General features: G+C 44.4%; 16 protein-coding genes. 9 read left to right on the top strand and 7 right to left on the bottom strand.

The window, feature by feature from the left end; genetic code table 11:
• Positions 1-126: 126 nt before the first annotated feature.
• From yghU to ACYTPF_RS18505, 4 genes are all read right to left on the bottom strand, one after another.
• Complete coding sequence (gene yghU, locus ACYTPF_RS18520) at positions 127-984, bottom strand: glutathione-dependent disulfide-bond oxidoreductase (protein ID WP_461853235.1); 858 nt, start codon at positions 982-984, stop codon at positions 127-129.
• A 280-nt stretch (positions 985-1,264) separates the two neighbouring features.
• Positions 1,265-1,522 carry a hypothetical protein gene (locus tag ACYTPF_RS18515; RefSeq protein WP_461853234.1) on the bottom strand — a complete coding sequence of 86 codons (258 nt, stop codon included), beginning with the start codon at positions 1,520-1,522 and terminating at the stop codon, positions 1,265-1,267.
• Between the two features lie 308 nt (positions 1,523-1,830).
• A complete protein-coding gene (locus ACYTPF_RS18510; RefSeq protein WP_461853233.1) occupies positions 1,831-3,522 on the bottom strand; it encodes an NAD-dependent malic enzyme in 1,692 nt (563 codons plus the stop codon).
• A 79-nt stretch (positions 3,523-3,601) separates the two neighbouring features.
• Positions 3,602-6,268, bottom strand: a complete 2,667-nt coding sequence (locus ACYTPF_RS18505; protein WP_461853232.1) for a penicillin-binding protein 1A — start codon at positions 6,266-6,268, stop codon at positions 3,602-3,604.
• 136 nt (positions 6,269-6,404) lie between these two features.
• On the opposite strand from ACYTPF_RS18505, the gene pilM reads away from it, so the two are divergent.
• The 5 genes from pilM to ACYTPF_RS18480 are packed head-to-tail and all read left to right on the top strand — an operon-like array spanning position 6,405 to position 10,954.
• Complete coding sequence (gene pilM, locus ACYTPF_RS18500; protein ID WP_179982164.1) at positions 6,405-7,472, top strand: type IV pilus assembly protein PilM; 1,068 nt, start codon at positions 6,405-6,407, stop codon at positions 7,470-7,472.
• Positions 7,460-8,044 carry a PilN domain-containing protein gene (locus tag ACYTPF_RS18495; protein WP_461853231.1) on the top strand — a complete coding sequence of 195 codons (585 nt, stop codon included), beginning with the start codon at positions 7,460-7,462 and terminating at the stop codon, positions 8,042-8,044. Before pilM ends, ACYTPF_RS18495 begins: the two co-directional genes overlap by 13 nt.
• Positions 8,041-8,652 carry a type IV pilus inner membrane component PilO gene (locus ACYTPF_RS18490; protein ID WP_461853230.1) on the top strand — a complete coding sequence of 204 codons (612 nt, stop codon included), beginning with the start codon at positions 8,041-8,043 and terminating at the stop codon, positions 8,650-8,652. The genes ACYTPF_RS18495 and ACYTPF_RS18490 overlap by 4 nt, the downstream gene beginning before the upstream one ends.
• On the top strand, positions 8,649-9,176 hold the full coding sequence (locus ACYTPF_RS18485) for a pilus assembly protein PilP (protein ID WP_461853229.1): 528 nt from the start codon (positions 8,649-8,651) through the stop codon (positions 9,174-9,176). The genes ACYTPF_RS18490 and ACYTPF_RS18485 overlap by 4 nt, the downstream gene beginning before the upstream one ends.
• A 2-nt stretch (positions 9,177-9,178) precedes the next feature.
• Positions 9,179-10,954, top strand: a complete 1,776-nt coding sequence (locus tag ACYTPF_RS18480; RefSeq protein WP_461853228.1) for a type IV pilus secretin PilQ — start codon at positions 9,179-9,181, stop codon at positions 10,952-10,954.
• A gap of 47 nt (positions 10,955-11,001) precedes the next feature.
• Here ACYTPF_RS18480 and ACYTPF_RS18475 read toward each other — a convergent pair whose 3' ends face one another.
• Entirely contained in the window at positions 11,002-12,060 is a 1,059-nt protein-coding gene (locus tag ACYTPF_RS18475) for an IS3 family transposase (RefSeq protein WP_461853227.1), read from the bottom strand.
• A gap of 453 nt (positions 12,061-12,513) precedes the next feature.
• Here ACYTPF_RS18475 and aroK point away from each other — a divergent pair, with 453 nt between their 5' ends.
• The 4 genes from aroK (at position 12,514) to ACYTPF_RS18455 (ending at position 16,877) form a co-directional block, all read left to right on the top strand.
• On the top strand, positions 12,514-13,029 hold the full coding sequence (aroK, locus tag ACYTPF_RS18470; protein ID WP_014948032.1) for a shikimate kinase AroK: 516 nt from the start codon (positions 12,514-12,516) through the stop codon (positions 13,027-13,029).
• 30 nt (positions 13,030-13,059) lie between these two features.
• Entirely contained in the window at positions 13,060-14,127 is a 1,068-nt protein-coding gene (gene aroB, locus ACYTPF_RS18465; protein ID WP_461853226.1) for a 3-dehydroquinate synthase, read from the top strand.
• Between the two features lie 120 nt (positions 14,128-14,247).
• Positions 14,248-15,765, top strand: coding sequence for an SPOR domain-containing protein (locus ACYTPF_RS18460; protein WP_461853225.1), 1,518 nt, complete (start codon positions 14,248-14,250; stop codon positions 15,763-15,765).
• Between the two features lie 227 nt (positions 15,766-15,992).
• Positions 15,993-16,877 carry a Dam family site-specific DNA-(adenine-N6)-methyltransferase gene (locus tag ACYTPF_RS18455; RefSeq protein WP_461853224.1) on the top strand — a complete coding sequence of 295 codons (885 nt, stop codon included), beginning with the start codon at positions 15,993-15,995 and terminating at the stop codon, positions 16,875-16,877.
• Positions 16,878-16,949: 72 nt separating this feature from the next.
• Here the strand turns inward: ACYTPF_RS18455 and ACYTPF_RS18450 are convergent, their stop codons facing one another.
• Positions 16,950-17,147, bottom strand: a complete 198-nt coding sequence (locus ACYTPF_RS18450) for a DUF2970 domain-containing protein (RefSeq protein ID WP_461853223.1) — start codon at positions 17,145-17,147, stop codon at positions 16,950-16,952.
• Between the two features lie 9 nt (positions 17,148-17,156).
• Entirely contained in the window at positions 17,157-17,465 is a 309-nt protein-coding gene (locus ACYTPF_RS18445) for a hypothetical protein (protein WP_039217648.1), read from the bottom strand.
• Between the last annotated feature and the right edge of the window lie 85 nt (positions 17,466-17,550).

Raw genomic sequence — 17,550 nt, 5'->3', positions numbered from 1 at the left:
TTGTTTGGTCTCGGTGAAGTTTGGCGATTGATCTGATCACCAAACGTCATGAATGTTCCTGTCTTTTTTATCTTACTGATATCGTTACATTATTTGTGGGGATACCTCAGACACTGACCCCATTATTTAGGTGTTGGCGAGGGTGTCGTCGATATCTTTTGCGCTGTGGCGGTTTGCTAACTGGCCGTCATCGCCCCAGGTTTTGTTGACAATACGACCTCGTTTGACGCCTTCTCGTTGCTCTAGCTGTTTAGCCCATCGTACCAAGTTGGTGTACTCGTGTACTTGAAGAAACGTTGCGGCATCGTAAAGATTTCCAAGCACTAAATTGCCATACCATGGCCATACAGCCATATCAGCAATGCTGTATTCACTTCCCGCCATAAACTCATTATTTGCTAAGTGCTTATCTAGCACATCTAGCTGGCGCTTAGTTTCCATAGTAAAGCGATTGATAGGATATTCCATTGGGTAAGGTGCATAGCTATAGAAGTGCCCGAAACCGCCACCTAAGTAAGGCGCTGAGCCTACCTGCCAGAATAGCCAGTTGAAACACTCTGCTTTAGCATGGGCGTCTTGAGGTATGAACTTACCGAACTTCTCTGCCAGGTAAACCAAAATTGAACCGGATTCAAAAAGCTTCGTTTCTGGTGACGTTGTAGTATCGACCATTGCCGGAATTTTACTGTTGGGGTTTACGTCAACAAACCCTGAAGAAAACTGCTCGCCCTCACCAATATTTATAAGCCAAGCGTCGTACTCTGCTTCATTTACACCTGCTGCCAACAGCTCTTCTAGCATGATAGTCACTTTCTGACCGTTAGGCGTGGCTAACGAGTAAAGCTGCAAACCATGTTCGCCACTCGGACGATCCTTTTCGTGGGTAGCACCAGACACAGGGCGATTAATACTTGCCCACTTGTTACCATCATCTTCAGCTTGGGTCCAAACTTCTGGCGGTGTGTAGTTATCTTCTGTCGACATAGCAAATCCTTATAGTTTCTTTATTTATTAAGTTACTGCAATACATAGCTATTAAGAACAGCTTTTAAAGACTTATAGCTCATCACTGTCGACTAATAAACGGGGATATACGGTTACTGACATAAAAAAAGCCGCACTTTGCTGCGATACAAAGCACGGCTTTAATAATAAAAGGCGAGCAGTCCATTGCCCGCAAACTGGTACTAATCGATACCCACCGATAAGATTTAACAGCAGAAACGGTGGCTATATCGATAGAATGTAAACGTATAATTTCGAGTTACTTAACCTTGTAGTAGGCGTCAATTAGGTCGGATTCATCCAAGTAAACAAGCATTTCACTTTGTTCATCAACTGGGCTTTTTGAAGCAGGTTCGATAGCTTTTTCCGTAGCCTTTACATCATGTGCTACAACATCAACGTTAGTTGCACCACAAGCAGAAAGTGTTGCAAGAGCAGCCATAACTAACGACGTAGAGAATGAGCGCTTAATAATTCGCGCACAGAAAGGACTTGCCTTGTTTTTTAACTTTGTCATCAATAACACCTCTTGCTCCTTTTTGTAACTGATAAGAGGAGTATCAATCATTGTGCCAATTAAATTTAAACTCGAAATATCAACAACTTAATAACACAAGGGCAGTGAAAAGAGTGAGAGGGATGAAGGAAATGTTGCGCATAAGCAACACCATTTTACATTGGTTAACGATTACTCCGCGAGACGGATAAAAAGCAAACAAATTACGTTTGGTTATTTCTGCTAATGATAGAGAAGTAATGGAGAAAACCTAATCTACAGGCACAAAAAAAGCAGGCTTACCTGCTTTTTTCTAACGTTTATGCTGACTAAATACTTACACGCTTATAAGGGCGGTATTCAGCTTTCCAGAAGTTTCGCTCAATGCTGGCGCGCAGTGCATCTTCAGACATTTCTAAGGCTAGTCCCTGCTCCATCGCTACTTTACCCACTTCAAAAGCAATCTCACGACTAATTTCTGCAATGGCAGCAAGGGGTGGTAATAGTGAACCTTGTCCCGTGTTGACTAATGGCGACGCTGCCGCAAGCGCGTTACTTGCTGCCATTAGCATTTCATCACTAATCAACTTCGCTTTTGATGCAACAACACCAAGGCCGATACCAGGGAAAATATACGAGTTATTACACTGAGCAATAGGGATGATATTGCCATTGTACTCAACAGGCTTAAACGGACTACCTGTTGCAATAATTACCTTACCTTCTGTCCATTCAATTACTTGCTCAGGACGCGCTTCAACCTGACGAGATGGGTTGCTTAACGGGAAGATAATTGGCAGTTCACAGCCTTGTTTCATGGCGCGAATAACTTGTTCCGTGAACAAACCTGGCTGACCTGAAACACCAATAAGTACATCTGGCTTGGCGCAGTGCATCACATCTAGCAAAGAAGCGTAGTCACCGCTGAATGTCCAATCTGCCAAGTCGGCATTCTTCTGCTGTAGTTTTTGTTGGAAGTCGCGCAAACCTTCCATGCCTTCAGTTACCAAGCCAAAACGGTCGACCATGAATACTTGCTTACGCGCTTGTTCGTCAGTGAGGCCTTCAAATACCATTTGCTGTATTAGCATTTCAGCAATACCGCAGCCCGCAGAACCCGCCCCGACAAACACAACCTTCATGTCACGTAGCTTTTGCTGCTTGGTTTTACATGCCGCCAGAATAGTACCAAGAGTAACCGCAGCGGTGCCCTGAATATCGTCGTTAAAACAGCACACGTCGTTGCGATAGCGGTTTAATAGCGGCATAGCATTTGGCTGTGCAAAATCTTCAAACTGAATCATCACGTCAGGCCAGCGTCGCTTCACCGCATTGATGAACATATCAACAAATTCGTCGTACTCTTCCTGCCCTATACGCGGGTGGCGCGCGCCCATGTACATTGGGTCATTAAGTAACTTTTCGTTGTTAGTTCCTACATCTAACATGACAGGCAAAGTATAGGCTGGGCTGATACCCCCGCAGGCGGTGTACAGCGATAGCTTACCGATAGGAATGCCCATGCCACCTATACCTTGGTCACCCAAGCCTAGGATACGCTCACCGTCGGTTACAACAATTACTTTTACTTTGCGTTTTGTCGCATTGCGAACGATGTCATCTAGCTGATGACGTTCTTCATAAGACACAAACAAGCCACGTGAACTGCGATAGATATCAGAGAACTGTTCGCACGCATCACCTACTGTTGGGGTGTAGATGATTGGCATCATTTCATCAATGTGCTTTTGAATAAGACGATAGAACAGAGTTTCGTTGTTATCTTGAATAGCGCGCAGATAAATATGCTTGTTTAGCGCTTCGTCAAAGCTGCTGTATTGCATATAAGCACGCTCAACCTGCTCTTCAATCGTTTCATACCTTGGAGGCACTAAACCAGTTAAGTTAAAGGCCGCACGCTCACGTGCTGTGAACGCACTGCCTTTATTCAGTAGGGGCGTTTCCAGCAATGAAGGGCCGGCATGAGGGATATAAAGATATCGCTGTGAATCTTCTGACATTGGTTTTCCGATAATGTGTTCAGGCAAATATTTCGCCTAAGCTCGAAGCGGCACGCTCACGGCGTGCCCTTTTTTGTAATTAGAATATTTCTTCTGGCTCTGGCGCAGTAGTCGTATCCTGCGTGGCGGGATCCAACACTTCGTCATCGCGAACGTAAGTCGTTGGTTCCGTACCTTGCAGGAAATATTCGAATAGTGTCGTATGGTCTGTACGTCTGGTCAACTTTCCACTGGTACGATCAATGCGAACACGTACTATATCCTCTGGTACGGGCATAGGCGTATGCGGTTTATTTTCAAGGGCATGCTGCATAAATCTTATCCATGCAGGCTCCGCCGCTTTCGCGCCATCTTCAATACCAATCAAAGCGTTACCAATCCAGTTGAACTTCTCAGGGTTCTTATTGATAAGGTTTTGGTTACGCGTTGAACGGCCTAATTGACGGCCCATGTTGTCGAACCCAACCCAGGCAGTTGCTACTAAGTCCTTATGGAAGCCACTAAACCAGGTATCGCGAGAGTCATTTGTAGTACCCGTTTTACCAGCAATATCGGTGCGCTGAAGAATATTTCGGGCACGCCAGCCTGTGCCTAACCAATAGGTCTTTTTGCTCCAGTTTCCGTTTGCTCTAACAGCCGTTCGCATCATTTCTGCCACTAAGAAAGCGTTTTGAGCAGTAATGACCTGCGGCGCTATTACCTTTTCCGTGATTTCATCATCACCGTTGATGTCACCAAGTAAAATATCTTGATTCAGTTCAGCAGCTAGTAAGGCTTCAATATCCGCTTCTTCGTCTTCCGGTAATATTTCCGGGTCGCTTTGATTCTCACAACGATTGCACGCCCAAACCGGGTTCGCTTTCCAAAGCTCATCGCCGTTTTCATCAAGCACTTTGCTGATAAAATGAGGGTTTACTAAGTAGCCACCGTTCGCGATGACCGACATGCCCCTTACGACTTCAAGTGGAGTGTGTGAACTCGAACCAAGAGATACGGTTTCATCTAATGGAATGTCGTCTTTATTGAAACCAAATCGGGTTAAATAATCTGCCGTTTCCCTTAGACCAACACCACGTAGCAAACGTACCGATACCACGTTTTTAGATTTGCCCAAGGCTTTGCGCATTCTTATTGGGCCATCGTACTCTGCCGGTGAGTTTTGCGGTCGCCAAGCAACACCTGTAGCGGCGTTCCATTGGTTTATAGGCGCGTCATTTATAATTGACGCAAGTGTGTAACCACTGTCTATTGCTGCTGAATAAACAAACGGCTTAATATTCGAACCCACCTGTCGTTTTGCCTGGGTCGCCCTATTAAATTGACTTTGGTAAAAGCTATAGCCGCCAACTACGGCTTCAACAGCGCCATTTTGAGGATTAAGCGCAATAAAGGCACCGCTTACTTCTGGAATTTGCGAAATACGCCACTGCCCTTCTTGCTGCCTAATATAAATTACTGCGCCTTCTTGGGTTACATCTGAGGCGGTTTTAGGGTCACTACCCTGCCTAAAATCCGTAATGTAGCGTCTAGCCCAATCGAGGCCATCCCACTCAACAGTTATCGTTCTGCCATCAACTGTCAGCACATCGATCGACTGTTCATCTACCTTGGTAACTACAGACGGTAATAAGGGTTTGATATGAGGAATTTCTTCAAGCACACGCATGAGAGATTCGTTGTCCCATTCTTCTCGTGTTGTCTTATTGCTGATATCAAAACTTACCGAAAGTTGAGGGATAGGATCATTCATTCCTTCTGACTTAGGTATGTTCCACAGGTATCCGAGCGCACCTTTGTACCCATGACGTTCATCGTAATCATGAAGGTTTCTTACCACTGCGCGTTGCGCGGCAAGCTGCAGATCAGACGTTGCGGTAGCGTAAACTTGGTATCCGCCCGTTTCCGCTTCTTCTTTTCCATAAATTTCTACCATCTCATTGTAAATGGTATCCGCTAAATATGGCGCATCAACTTCAATCTCGGCCCCGTGTTTCTTAGCTGTAACCGGCGCATTAGCCGCTTCATCGAACTGGGCTTTAGTTATGTATTCTTCATCTAACATTCGAAGAAGTACAACACGTCGGCGCTCTACAGAACGCTGTGGCCCGCTGATTGGGTTAAGCACTGAAGGTGCCTTTGGAAGACCTGCGATAGTAGCAATTTGGGCTAAAGAAAGCTCGTTAAGCGGTTTACCATAATACACCTGAGCCGCCGCACCGAAACCAAACGCTCTATGGCCTAACTCAATTTTATTTAGATACAGCTCCAAAATTTCTTGTTTGGAAAGCTCTTGTTCCATATGAAGGGCAATGAAGATTTCTTTAATTTTTCGAACGTAGGTCTTTTCACGGCTAAGAAAGAACCCTCTTGCAAGCTGCATGGTTAAAGTACTTGCACCCTGACGCTTTTCGCCCGTTAGAACTAAACTGACTGCAGCGCGCACAATACCAATAGGGTCAATGCCGTGATGTTCGTAGAAGCGACTATCTTCAGTAGCAAGTATGGCGTCAATTAATTCTTGCGGAACTTCCTCAAGTTTTACCGGGATCCGCCGTTTAACTCCATATTGTGAAATAAGTTTTCCGTCTTTAGTGTATATCTGCATAGGGGTTTGCAGTCGTACATCCTTAAGTACAGTAACACTTGGTAGGTCAGGTTTGATATAAAAGTAAATACCTACCAGTGCTGCAAAACCAAGAAGGCCTGATAGAAAGCTAAATAAAATAAGTGGTTTAATGTACTTCACTGTAACGGATACCAAGACATTTTGTTGAAATGACGTATATTCTATACGTATGTGTTATCTGTAGAACCATACGCACAATACTAATAGAGTAATATTGTACTTTAGAGCAACTACCTTTGAAACTGGACACTTGTAAATGAAATCGCTGTTCAAAAAAAAGCTGCCGCCCATTGTGGGCTTAGACATAGGCACGCGTCAAATAAAAGCGGTGTGGCTAGAACAATCAAAAGACGGGTTCGTCCTTCAAGGGTATGCCTGCGAACCCATCTCAAAGATCGCTTTTTCAGAGCGAGATATTAAAGATTATGAATCGGTTAGCGTTGCGCTTAAAAAAATCCGTAAATCGTTAAAAACAAAGTTAAAGCTGGCGAATGTAGCAGTAGCGGGCACGTCTGTTATTAGCAAAATCGTCTATATGGACCCTGAGCAAAACGATTACGACCTTGAAAATCAAATTGAGATAGAAGCAGACAGTCTTATTCCCTACCCCCTTGAGGAAGTCTATTTAGATTTTGAAGAAATGGGGCCAAGCGCGACTCACACTGGTAAGGTCAATGTTTTATTAACGGCCGCTCATAAAGATCTCGTCGACAGTCGGTTATTGCTAGCAAGAGAAGCTAACTTCGAGCCTAAGATTGTTGATATGGAAAATTACGCCATTGGTAATGCATTGGATTTTTTCCACACCCCACAAGCTGAAGATGAGCCGCTTTGCTGTATAAATGTGGGCGCCTCACTGCTTCAAATATGCGTGATTAAAAATGGTGATGTGATTTACACAAAAGAGCACGCATTTGGGCTAAACCAACTAATCAATGATATTAGCGCTATTCATATGGTGGAGCGCGAGGTAGCAGAACGCCAGTTACTAGACGGGACGCTTTCAGGCAATTGGGTGGAAGATACACTACCCATATTTGCGGCCAACCTTCAGCAGAATATTAACCGCGCACTTCAGATGTACATGAGCACTTTGCATGCTGAACGACCAAAGAAAATTCTGTTAAGTGGTGGCGCTGCTACCATCGAGCCATTGGTAGATATTCTGAAACAAGACTTAGGCCTTGAAGTAGATTGCTTCAACCCGTTTAGCAATATGACTATAAACCCAAAACTTGATACTACGCGACTTAGCAAAATTGCACCTCAACTTGCAATTGCTGCGGGTCTGGCGAGCCGGAGCTTTACGCCATGGCACATGTAAACTTACTGCCTTGGCGAGAAAAACAGCGCCAACATCAAAAACAACAATACTTAGCAGGCCTGGTTGCGGTGGCTGCTATTGTGGGCTTAATTTTTTGGTTTATTGGTCAAGCTATCGACCAGCAGATTAATAATCAAAACTCACGTAACCAATACCTTGAACGCGAAATAGCCGTGCTTGATGCGCAAATTGGTGAGATTAAAAAAGTAAAAGAAAGAAAGAGTGCGGTTGAGCAGCGTATGGCGCTCATTGAGCAACTACAAGCAAACCGTAACGTCGCCCCTATTGTATTTGATGAACTTGCCAAGCTGGTCCCCCAAGGTGTGGCTTTCGAATCTATGACAAGAACCAATAACATCATCACGATAGAAGGAATTAGCGACTCAAACAACCGTTTATCAGATTTTATGCGCGCACTAGATAATTCAAAAGTATTCGTGGGCGCAGAGCTTTCTACCATAAAATCTGACAGCAGTGCGGCTAGAGCGATTAGCAACTTTACGCTTACGTTTTCGATAAACCCGAACGTTGCTCCCTTAGAAATTGTAAGTAGTGAGGCGAAGAAATCATGAAGTTTGATGTCTCGAAACTAAAAGAACTCAACGAACTCGACTTTGAACAAATCGCAATTTGGCCGAACGAAGTCCGCATCGTTGTTGCTGCGTTTCTTGCCATATTGGTAGGTGCTATAAGCTACTACACCTTGGTAAGCCCCAAACTACCGATTATGGATGCCGCCGAGCTAAAGGAGCAAGAGCTGAAACTGCAGTTTGAGGCTAAATACCGCATTGCGGCTAATTTAGAAGCGTATGAGGAACAACTTGCGAAGATAAAAGAAGACTTCTCTTCCATGCTGAAAAGTCTGCCAACCAGTAACGAAACGCCAGGCCTCCTTGATGATATCACGTACGTGGGTACCTCATCTGGGCTAACGTTTGAACTACTTAACTGGCAACAAGAAGTACCAAAGGAATTCTACACCGAGCTTCCTATCGAAATGGAAGTGAGTGGAGACTATCACAACTTCGGCGAATTCGTGTCTAAAGTGGCCGACTTACCTCGCATTGTTACGCTACACGACTTTGATATTAAGCGGGAAGTAGGCCGTTTATCTCTTAAATTACAAGCTAAAACCTATCGCTCTGAAAATTCTTCAGATATTGAAGGAGATGAACAATGATTCGTTCGGTTTTATCTCTTTTGATCGTATTACTTATAACAGGCTGTTCGCCGAAGCTTGACGATCTTCAGGCCTACACGCAAAGTGTAAAAGAGCGTGCACAGCCTCAAATAGAACCCTACCCAGAGTTCAAAACGCCCACTCCATTTAGCTATACTGCAAGTACGCTTAGAAGCCCTTTCGACCGTCCGCGAAAAAATACAGCGCCGGTAGCTAAAGCAAGGGTAGAAAACTGTCTACAACCCAACTTTCAGCGCACTAAAGAAGCATTGGAAGCTTATGGTGTTGATGCCCTCGCCCTTGCTGGCAATTTTGCTGTTAAGGGAGAAAAGTGGGCATTATTAAAAAGCAACGATGGCGCGTTACATAAAGCTAAAGTAGGAAGCCGTATCGGCTTGTTTTATGGCAAAATTATGCAAATTGGCGCCGACTCAATTACTATTGAACAATTATTACCTGATGGTGCAGGCTGCTGGCAAAGGAAAACAACAACAATGACTACAGCATCGAAGGCAGGAGAGTAAGCATGGCCGAACGATACATTTTTAATAAGTCTCTCAATCGTAGAGCGCCTAGATGGTATTGGCTGGCTTTTGCTGTCGCTGCAATATTTTCATTTACTTTTTTGGTGTCTCACCCCGTTAGAGCACAAGAGCCTCTATTAGTAGACCCCAACGCTAAACAAAATGAAACGGCGCCTACTACAACGGTTACCAATATAGACTTTACCCAAGCGCCTAATAGTACGGCGGTAACCTTGGTGGAATTCGTTGGTACAGCACCCAAAGTGCAGCTTATTGAATCGCAGGGAAAAGTGTCTCTTACGCTCACCAATACCGCTTTAGCTGAAGATCAGCTCGTTGAGCTTAGCGTGGCCGATTTTGGCACTGTTGTTTCAACCATAGAAACCTTTGAAGATGAAAATGATGCACGCATTGAGATTAACTACTCTGGCCAAGTTACCGTTAAAAATACGGTAAAAGACAGTGTGCTGCGCGTAGCAATTTCGCCGATGGACAACGAGCAGCAAGAAGCGTTGGGCGCAGAGAAACAATACACAGGCGACCCGATTTCTTTAGACTTTCAAGACGTTCCTGTAAGGCAGGTTCTACAAATTATCGCGCAGGTAAATGGTTTTAACTTAGTCACAACGGACACAGTTTCAGGGAACGTCACAATTAGCTTGTCTGGCGTACCATGGGACCAGGCTCTAGATATGATTTTACGGGTTAAAGGCTTAGACAAGCGTTTAGAGGGCAATATCTTGTTGATTGCGCCGGCAGAAGAATTGTCTGCTCGTGAAACTCAAGCGTTGCAATCTAAAAAACAAGTGTCAGATTTAGCCCCTCTACATACGGTAAATATCTCGGTTAACTATGCTAAAGCTTCTGCATTAGCCACTATTTTGAAATCTACCGAGGGCGGAATCCTTTCGGAGCGTGGCGGCGTTACCGTGGACGAACGAACCAATACATTGCTTATTCGCGATACCTTAGCGTCTATTGATGAAGCAAGAAAAACCATCAATGCCTTAGATATTCCCGTAAAGCAAGTGCTGATAGAGAGTCGCATGGTTACTGTGCTTGATGATGTTGACGAGCAGTTAGGCGTTCGCTGGGGGTTCAGCGACCGCCAAGACGATAACGGCGTATCAGGCTCCCTTGAGGCGGCCGATACCATTGCTGGAGGCGTGGTGCCTAGCATTGATAACCGTCTCAATGTGAACCTTCCAGTGACCAGCGCAGCGGGGAGCATCGGCTTTCAAATTGCAAGTTTAGTAGACGGCACCATTCTAGATCTTGAACTTTCTGCGCTGGAATCAGAGAACAAGGGTGAAATTATTGCAAGCCCCCGTATTACCGTGGCTAATCAGCACGAAGCTTATATTGAACAAGGTACAGAAATTCCTTACGTTCAAGCAACGTCGAGCGGTGCAACATCGGTAGAATTCAAAAAGGCTGTGCTATCACTTAAAGTTACGCCGCACATTACGCCAGACAATCGCATAATTTTGGATTTAGTTGTAACCCAAGACACCCGCGGTGAGACTGTGGCTACCTCAACCGGTGATGCGGTAGCCATAGATACCCAGGAAATCAAAACGCAGGTACTGGTAGAAAATGGCGAAACGATTGTTCTTGGTGGAATTTTCCAACAAACCAGTTCTGATGGTGTTTCGAAGGTACCTTTGTTTGGTGATTTGCCTTTTATAGGCGCCTTATTTAGAAATACCTCACAGCTTCAACAGAAGCGAGAGCTACTTATTTTTGTTACACCTAAAATTGTTACAGAAAGACCATAAGTAAAATTTCACTGACTAGTCCTGAAATAGGTTGACATTTATTTCGGTTAAAACGCCCGATGTATTTCATCGGGCGTTTTGTATTTAAGGGCCAGATGTGGCCGCCTATCATTATAGATTGCTATTGACTCTGCAACCATCTTTCTCGCTTCTTCTAAATCTCTTGGCTTATGGAGTAAGTATTCATTTTTTAGAATACCGTTTATTCGTTCTGCAAGGGCGTTTTGATAGCAGTCGTAGCCATCTGTCATTGAGCACTGTACATCATGTTTTCTATGGAGTTTTTGATACTCTTCTGAGCAATACTGTATACCTCTGTCAGAATGATGAACGAGTTTTTCATTTGTACTTTTTTGTTTAAGCGCCTGAGTAAATGCTTGCTTTCCTGACTGCGTTCGCATGTTATCGTCAACCTGATAGCCCACAACCTTCCTTGAGTAAGCATCTGGAATGAGACTCACATAACCCTCTCGACTTCGCGTCGGTAAGTACGTAATATCCGCTACCCATAGCTGATTGGGTTTATCCGCTTTTAACCCCGCTTTAATGAGGTTGGGATGACGGCGGAACCGATGATGACTACTCGTTGTTTTGTGATAGGCACGCTTTGTCGGGACCAGTAGACGCCTTTCTCTTAGTAAATTAAAGAGATGATCCCTACCAATATCTATTATTACGAGCGTAAGAAGATACTGTAGTTTCCTAGTACCGATACGAGGTTGAATCATTCGCTCCTGACGTACGAATTGAATGACCCTAGCCTCATGCGCTTCGCGCTTGAGTGAGCGCAGTGTTGGTAGTAAGCCTGACGAGAAATCTTCAGATAACGACAAGCTTTGGCTACGGAAACCCCGCCTATCACTTTTTCTGGCTGACTTTCTTTTGCGCTTTTTTACAACGCTTACTCCATAATCAGTTTCCAGAACATTCACGACGGCTTCAAAGAAATCAGCTTTCATTTTCGTATCAGCAAGCTCTTTCTCCAGAGCTTTAATACGCTGTTCTGGAGTGAGCTCTACTTTGGACTTATCCACGCAGTTACCTCGTTTAAGAAGCTTAGGTGTACCATCCGCCCAATTTAGACGACCATGCTTACGAAGCCACACTAAAACCGTTGAACACCCCTGAATTCCGTAGTGGTCTTGTGCTTGTTAATATGTGAATTCGCCTTTTTCAACTTGGTCTACAACGGCCAGTTTAAAAGCGAGGGAATAATCGCGTTGCGTTCTTTTGCTATTTGATTTCATTACACTCTCCAAATTAAGTTTGAAAAGTGTCAACGCTATTTAGGATGGGTCACACCCACAAAAAATGCGCATCTTGAATGCGCTTTTTTTGTTTTAAGGCTTTTTTTGTAACTAAATTTACAGGTATACGCTATTTGTTAGTAACAAAACTTGCATCGCCTTGCATGAAACTGAGATAATCCCCACCTCGAAATTTAAGCGAGGTTTAAGGAGTGGTGCTTATTGGACACTAAATAGGCACGAGTCAATGGGTAGGCTGGTAAGGCAACAGTGCACTGCCCCTAACATGATTAAGTTGTGATATAAGCAAATATGGCTGAAAAACGTAATATCTTTTTAGTTGGCCCAATGGGTGCTGGCAAAAGTACCATCGGTAGACATCTGGCAGACGAACTTCACCTAGACTTTTTTGATTCGGATCAGGAAATTGAGCGCCGTACCGGTGCGGATATCGCCTGGATCTTCGACCTTGAAGGCGAAGACGGTTTCCGTAAACGCGAAGAAAACGTCATTAACGATTTGACAGATAAGCAAGGTATTGTACTTGCCACTGGCGGCGGTTCTATTGTAACTAAAGCAGTGCGCAATCGTTTATCTGCCCGCGGTATCGTTGTTTATCTACAAACCACAATCGATAAACAAGTAGCCCGTACACAACGCGACAAACGTCGCCCTTTGCTACAAAACGAAGATCCAGAACAAGTTCTTCGCGACCTTGCAGAAATGCGCAACCCGCTTTACGAAGAAGTTGCTGATTACATTGTTGATACAGACGACCAAAGTGCGCGTGCTGTAGCAAATCAAATTATCAGTAAAATCGGTCTATAAATTAAATATGTAATAGGAGGTGCTACGCCAATGTCAACCTTAACTGTGGAACTTGGAGAACGTAGCTATCCTATACAGATAGAGGCTGGGCTGCTTTCGCAACCCGGCCTTTTTAGTACCTACATAGAAGGCCCGCTGGCGGTTATCGTAACAAATGAGACCGTTGCCCCGCTTTACTTAGAAACCGCTAAAGCAGCGTGCGGTGACGTTCAAGTTGAAACCATTATTTTGCCAGATGGCGAGCAGTACAAGAATTTAGAACAATTCGAAGTAGTCATGACTCGCCTTCTCGAACTAAATGCGGCAAGAGACACAACACTTATTGCCCTTGGCGGTGGTGTGATAGGTGACCTCACAGGCTTTGTTGCAGCAACTTACCAACGCGGTGTGCCTTTTATTCAAGTCCCTACTACCCTGCTTTCTCAGGTAGACTCATCGGTAGGCGGGAAAACCGCAGTAAACCACCCTCTAGGTAAAAACATGATTGGTGCTTTTTACCAACCTGTTTATGTTGCTATCGATACTGACTCGCTGGCAACACTACCCCCAAGAGAATTTGCTGCTGGTATGGCAGAGGTTATTAAATACGGCATTATTTACGATGCACCGTTTTTTACGTGGCTTGAAGAAAACGTTAACGCACTTACGTCTCTTGATACTGAAATCCTTACCTACGCCATTTCTCGCTGCTGCGAAATAAAAGCAGATGTGGTTGCGAAAGACGAACGGGAAGGTGGATTACGCGCCATTCTTAACTTAGGCCACACGTTTGGTCATGCTATTGAAGCTGAACAAGGTTATGGCAATTGGCTACACGGCGAAGCGGTAGCCGCTGGTACTATAATTGCTTGTAAAGCTGCTGAAGCATTAACATGGTTTGAAGCGTCAGAAACACGACGCGTGACAGCGCTATTTGAAGCTTTTGCACTGCCTATTGCAGGGCCTAGTAGCATGACGAAAGACGACTATGTTAAGCACATGAAACGCGATAAGAAAGTGGAAGCCGGCAGTATTCGATTTGTACTTCCTCAAGGCATTGGCAAAGCGGTTGTTACTAAAGACGTCACCGACGCCATCCTTACTGACATTCTCTCTTAATAAATCGCGTTCGCGACAAACTGGCAGCGTGCCCTTTCATTATTCCCGAGACTTGGGAAGTAATAACAAGGTGCGTTGCTAGACTAGTTTTAAAGCAACGGTGAATAAGGGCAAACTCCCATGCAAAGTGAACTGCATGAACGTTTGGAATATCTGGTTAATTACTCGTCTCAACTGATTTTTGTCAGCGGTGAGTCTATTGCTCAACAACAAAAGACCCTAGAAGCCTTTGTCTTTCAACAGCACGACGATACCGAAATTGCGTATTTGACCGCGCAAGATAATATGGAGCCTTCTGACTACCGTAGACAGCTTTGTCGCCAGCTACTCGGACAAGTAGTGGGAAGCTTTGTTCGCCCCCTTAATGAGTTACTTTCTGATTTGAATAGCCACGAAGGCCCAATTCTAATCGCTATCACCCAAGCCCATAACCTTCCTGATGCACTGTTACAAGAGCTGTGGGATTTGGTCTTACAAAGTCGATTTGCTGGAAACAAACAGCATTTAAACGTGCTTTTATTTGCAAATAACGCGTGGGCCGAGCGCGCTAAACAATGGCTTCCTGCTAAAAATACTGAAACTCCGCTTATTATTAGCAGCCAGTCCGTGATTAGTGAGCAGCCTAATTACGAGTCAGACCTCGATAAAATGATAGCTTCCCGAAGAGAAGCGTTTCAGGCTCATTTAGAAAATAGACATCGTGAAAATACTAAGACATTCACTAACCCGCTAAAAACAAAATGGTTTTATGCTGGTGTAGCTCTGGTGTTTCTGGCCACATTCTCTGGCCTTATCTATTGGCAGTACGGTGAAAAGCTCGCATCAATTTTCTCTCCTATTAGCCAGCAAACTCTTGAATCTAATCAAACTCAGGTTGAACCGGGTTCAGCCTATAACAAGCTAATTGCTGACGGCAATGGTGACGAAAGGCTTAATGCCGACGAGGAAAAAACCAGAGAAGTCACAGCTGCTGAAATGCAAAATGACGTAGGCGCACAAACCGGTAATGTGGAAATTGTCTCGGCTCCAAGTGTAACTCCTGAGCTAACCGGTCAATCAACCCTTGATAAACCAGTGGAAAATGAAATAGCAGAGAATGACTCGCTAATTACCGACTGGGAAAGCGCAGTATCATCATTACCTGATGCAGGCTCTCTGTCTGAAACAGAAGGCGGTAATAGTAATATTACTTCAAGGGCGCAAAGCAGTAACTCTTCCTCTGTCGAGACTAGTCGGGGTGAAAGTAATGGGCAAACGGCTGCAGAGAATACACAAACAGCACTAACGAACCCGCAAAACACTGGTACGGCGCTCAGCAACGATAATGTAAACCAAACATCACTGCAGGCAAACCAGTGGATTAGCGCTAACGATTACGCCATTCAGATGCTAGCGATGAAAAGCGAATCGGTGCTCAATGCGTTCTTGCGAGAAAACAATCTCGTAGACCAAACCCGCATTTATAAAACTGAACGCTACGGTGGCGATTGGTTTGTGGTTGTTTTTCGAGAAGTTTACTCCTCACTATCGCAAGCACAGCAAACTCGCGCAGCGTTACCTGAATACCCGGGCAGACAAAATGCGTTTATAAAGCGGGGGAGTCAGATCCTAACTGAAATAGACAGAGCGCAAAATTAAGCCGATTCGAAGTCAAAAGCGCCTAGTTAGTTCTGATTATTTAGCTAAATTCCACTCTTGCGACACTTGTTGGTTGTCCGTTTTACTGATGAAAGTTACAATCTACTTTTAGCGTGGTGATATCTGATACTGATCAGCATAAAAGTATAAAGACGACCCTTTCCCTTGGAACGGCGGCGCAAGGAAAAACCACCGTCTTCATTCCGTCTAGGTAGTAACGTTTAAGCATGATGCAGAAAAAGAACCGTGCCTTTTTAAAGTGGGCCGGTGGCAAATACAGCTTGGTTGAGCACATTCAGGCCAGATTACCGCAAGCTAACAAACTTATAGAACCGTTTGTTGGTGCCGGATCTGTATTTCTGAATACGCAATACAAACGCTACCTGCTTAATGATATCAACCCTGACCTCATTAACTTATACAACTTCTTAAAAGCCCAACCCGACGCGCTTATTAACGATGCGCGCTCATTTTTTGACGGGAGCCGTAATGAAGAGAAGATGTATTATGACCTACGTGAAGAGTTCAACGGCACGCAAGACGAATACTATCGCGCCATTCTTTTTCTCTATTTAAACCGCCACGGCTATAACGGTTTGTGTCGATATAGCCTTCAAGGTCGCTTTAATGTGCCTTTTGGCCGGTACAAAAAGCCTTACTTTCCAGAAGACGAAATGTTTGTTTTTTCTGAAAAATCACAAAAGGCCACCTTTACTTGCCTTCCGTTTGAGAAGGTTTTTTCAAGAGCTAGGCGAGGCAATGTTATTTATTGCGACCCACCCTACGCACCTATTAGCAAGACAGCAGCTTTCACCAGTTATGCGGCGCGAAGTTTTGGGCAAGAGTCACAAGAAAAGCTAGCAGAACTGGCCACCCGCGCTTCTAAAAAGCGTGGTATACCTGTGCTGATATCAAACCACGATTTACCGCTAACCCGTGCTTTATATCAAGGGGCAGACTTTAGCATGCTGTCAGTTAAACGCTCGATTAGTCAAAATGGCGCGAAGCGACAGCCAGTAGATGAGATATTGGCTTATTTCCCTCCCGCTAAAGTCGTTGTGAAACGAAAAACACGCAAGAAAAAAACAGCTCAGCGCCCTTCTGCTGATTAATTATTGCGAGGTGTAAGGTTAGAAAACACCTATGTGAAGCGATGAAGCGCTTTTGCTAAGTGTGAAGGGCTATTATCCGTAGCCTGTATACCACTTTACAAACATAAAAAGTGAAACGACGAATATCAGGACTAAAACAACACCGATAAGAGCAAAGCTGATAAAGGTACCTTTGGTAAAGTCGCGTTCATAGTTTTTGTGGCTTTGAACACCGAACAAACTTGCCACTACACTACCTAGAACTGACCAGAAACCAGTACCAGATTGCATAATATCCCCTTAAGAATCGTTTGAGGGTGAGGTGAAATCGCGATTACCATCGTCGCTGTGTAGCAACTCTAGTAAATCTAAAAAGTGAAACTGGAAGGACGGTGACTTTCCTGCTATCCATGACAGCCAGCTAACCTCTTCTACTCCCTCTTGATGACGGGCGCATTGGTTTTGAATGTGGCTTGCAGGAAGTTTTGGATTAAACTCGGTAACAGGCTGAAATTCACAAACAGACGAGCGTGAGCTTGGCGGGTTTGTAACGGCCACGCTAACTAGGGCGACGGCTCCACAAATCGCAAAAAAAGGAAGAACTTTCATCCTGAATACCCCTTACACTCGTTTAAAATTTAATCTCATTATAATCAAAAGCAGGTAACGAACAAGTTAAAAATGCGTGCTATTT

This window comes from Alteromonas sp. HB246098 (genome assembly GCF_054890645.1).
The sequence above is the reverse complement of the archived record's forward strand: the minus strand, read 5'-3'. Positions and strand labels throughout refer to the sequence as shown.

Bases quoted from the DNA above. Each gene is read 5' to 3' on its own strand.
- yghU (WP_461853235.1), bottom strand. From the start codon at position 984: ATGTCGACAGAAGATAACTACACACCGCCAGAAGTTTGGACCCAAGCT.
- ACYTPF_RS18515 (WP_461853234.1), bottom strand. From the start codon at position 1,522: ATGACAAAGTTAAAAAACAAGGCAAGTCCTTTCTGTGCGCGAATTATT.
- ACYTPF_RS18510 (WP_461853233.1), bottom strand. From the start codon at position 3,522: ATGTCAGAAGATTCACAGCGATATCTTTATATCCCTCATGCCGGCCCT.
- pilM (WP_179982164.1), top strand. From the start codon at position 6,405: ATGAAATCGCTGTTCAAAAAAAAGCTGCCGCCCATTGTGGGCTTAGAC.
- ACYTPF_RS18495 (WP_461853231.1), top strand. From the start codon at position 7,460: ATGGCACATGTAAACTTACTGCCTTGGCGAGAAAAACAGCGCCAACAT.
- ACYTPF_RS18490 (WP_461853230.1), top strand. From the start codon at position 8,041: ATGAAGTTTGATGTCTCGAAACTAAAAGAACTCAACGAACTCGACTTT.
- ACYTPF_RS18485 (WP_461853229.1), top strand. From the start codon at position 8,649: ATGATTCGTTCGGTTTTATCTCTTTTGATCGTATTACTTATAACAGGC.
- ACYTPF_RS18480 (WP_461853228.1), top strand. From the start codon at position 9,179: ATGGCCGAACGATACATTTTTAATAAGTCTCTCAATCGTAGAGCGCCT.
- aroK (WP_014948032.1), top strand. From the start codon at position 12,514: ATGGCTGAAAAACGTAATATCTTTTTAGTTGGCCCAATGGGTGCTGGC.
- aroB (WP_461853226.1), top strand. From the start codon at position 13,060: ATGTCAACCTTAACTGTGGAACTTGGAGAACGTAGCTATCCTATACAG.
- ACYTPF_RS18460 (WP_461853225.1), top strand. From the start codon at position 14,248: ATGCAAAGTGAACTGCATGAACGTTTGGAATATCTGGTTAATTACTCG.
- ACYTPF_RS18455 (WP_461853224.1), top strand. From the start codon at position 15,993: ATGATGCAGAAAAAGAACCGTGCCTTTTTAAAGTGGGCCGGTGGCAAA.
- ACYTPF_RS18450 (WP_461853223.1), bottom strand. From the start codon at position 17,147: ATGCAATCTGGTACTGGTTTCTGGTCAGTTCTAGGTAGTGTAGTGGCA.
- ACYTPF_RS18445 (WP_039217648.1), bottom strand. From the start codon at position 17,465: ATGAAAGTTCTTCCTTTTTTTGCGATTTGTGGAGCCGTCGCCCTAGTT.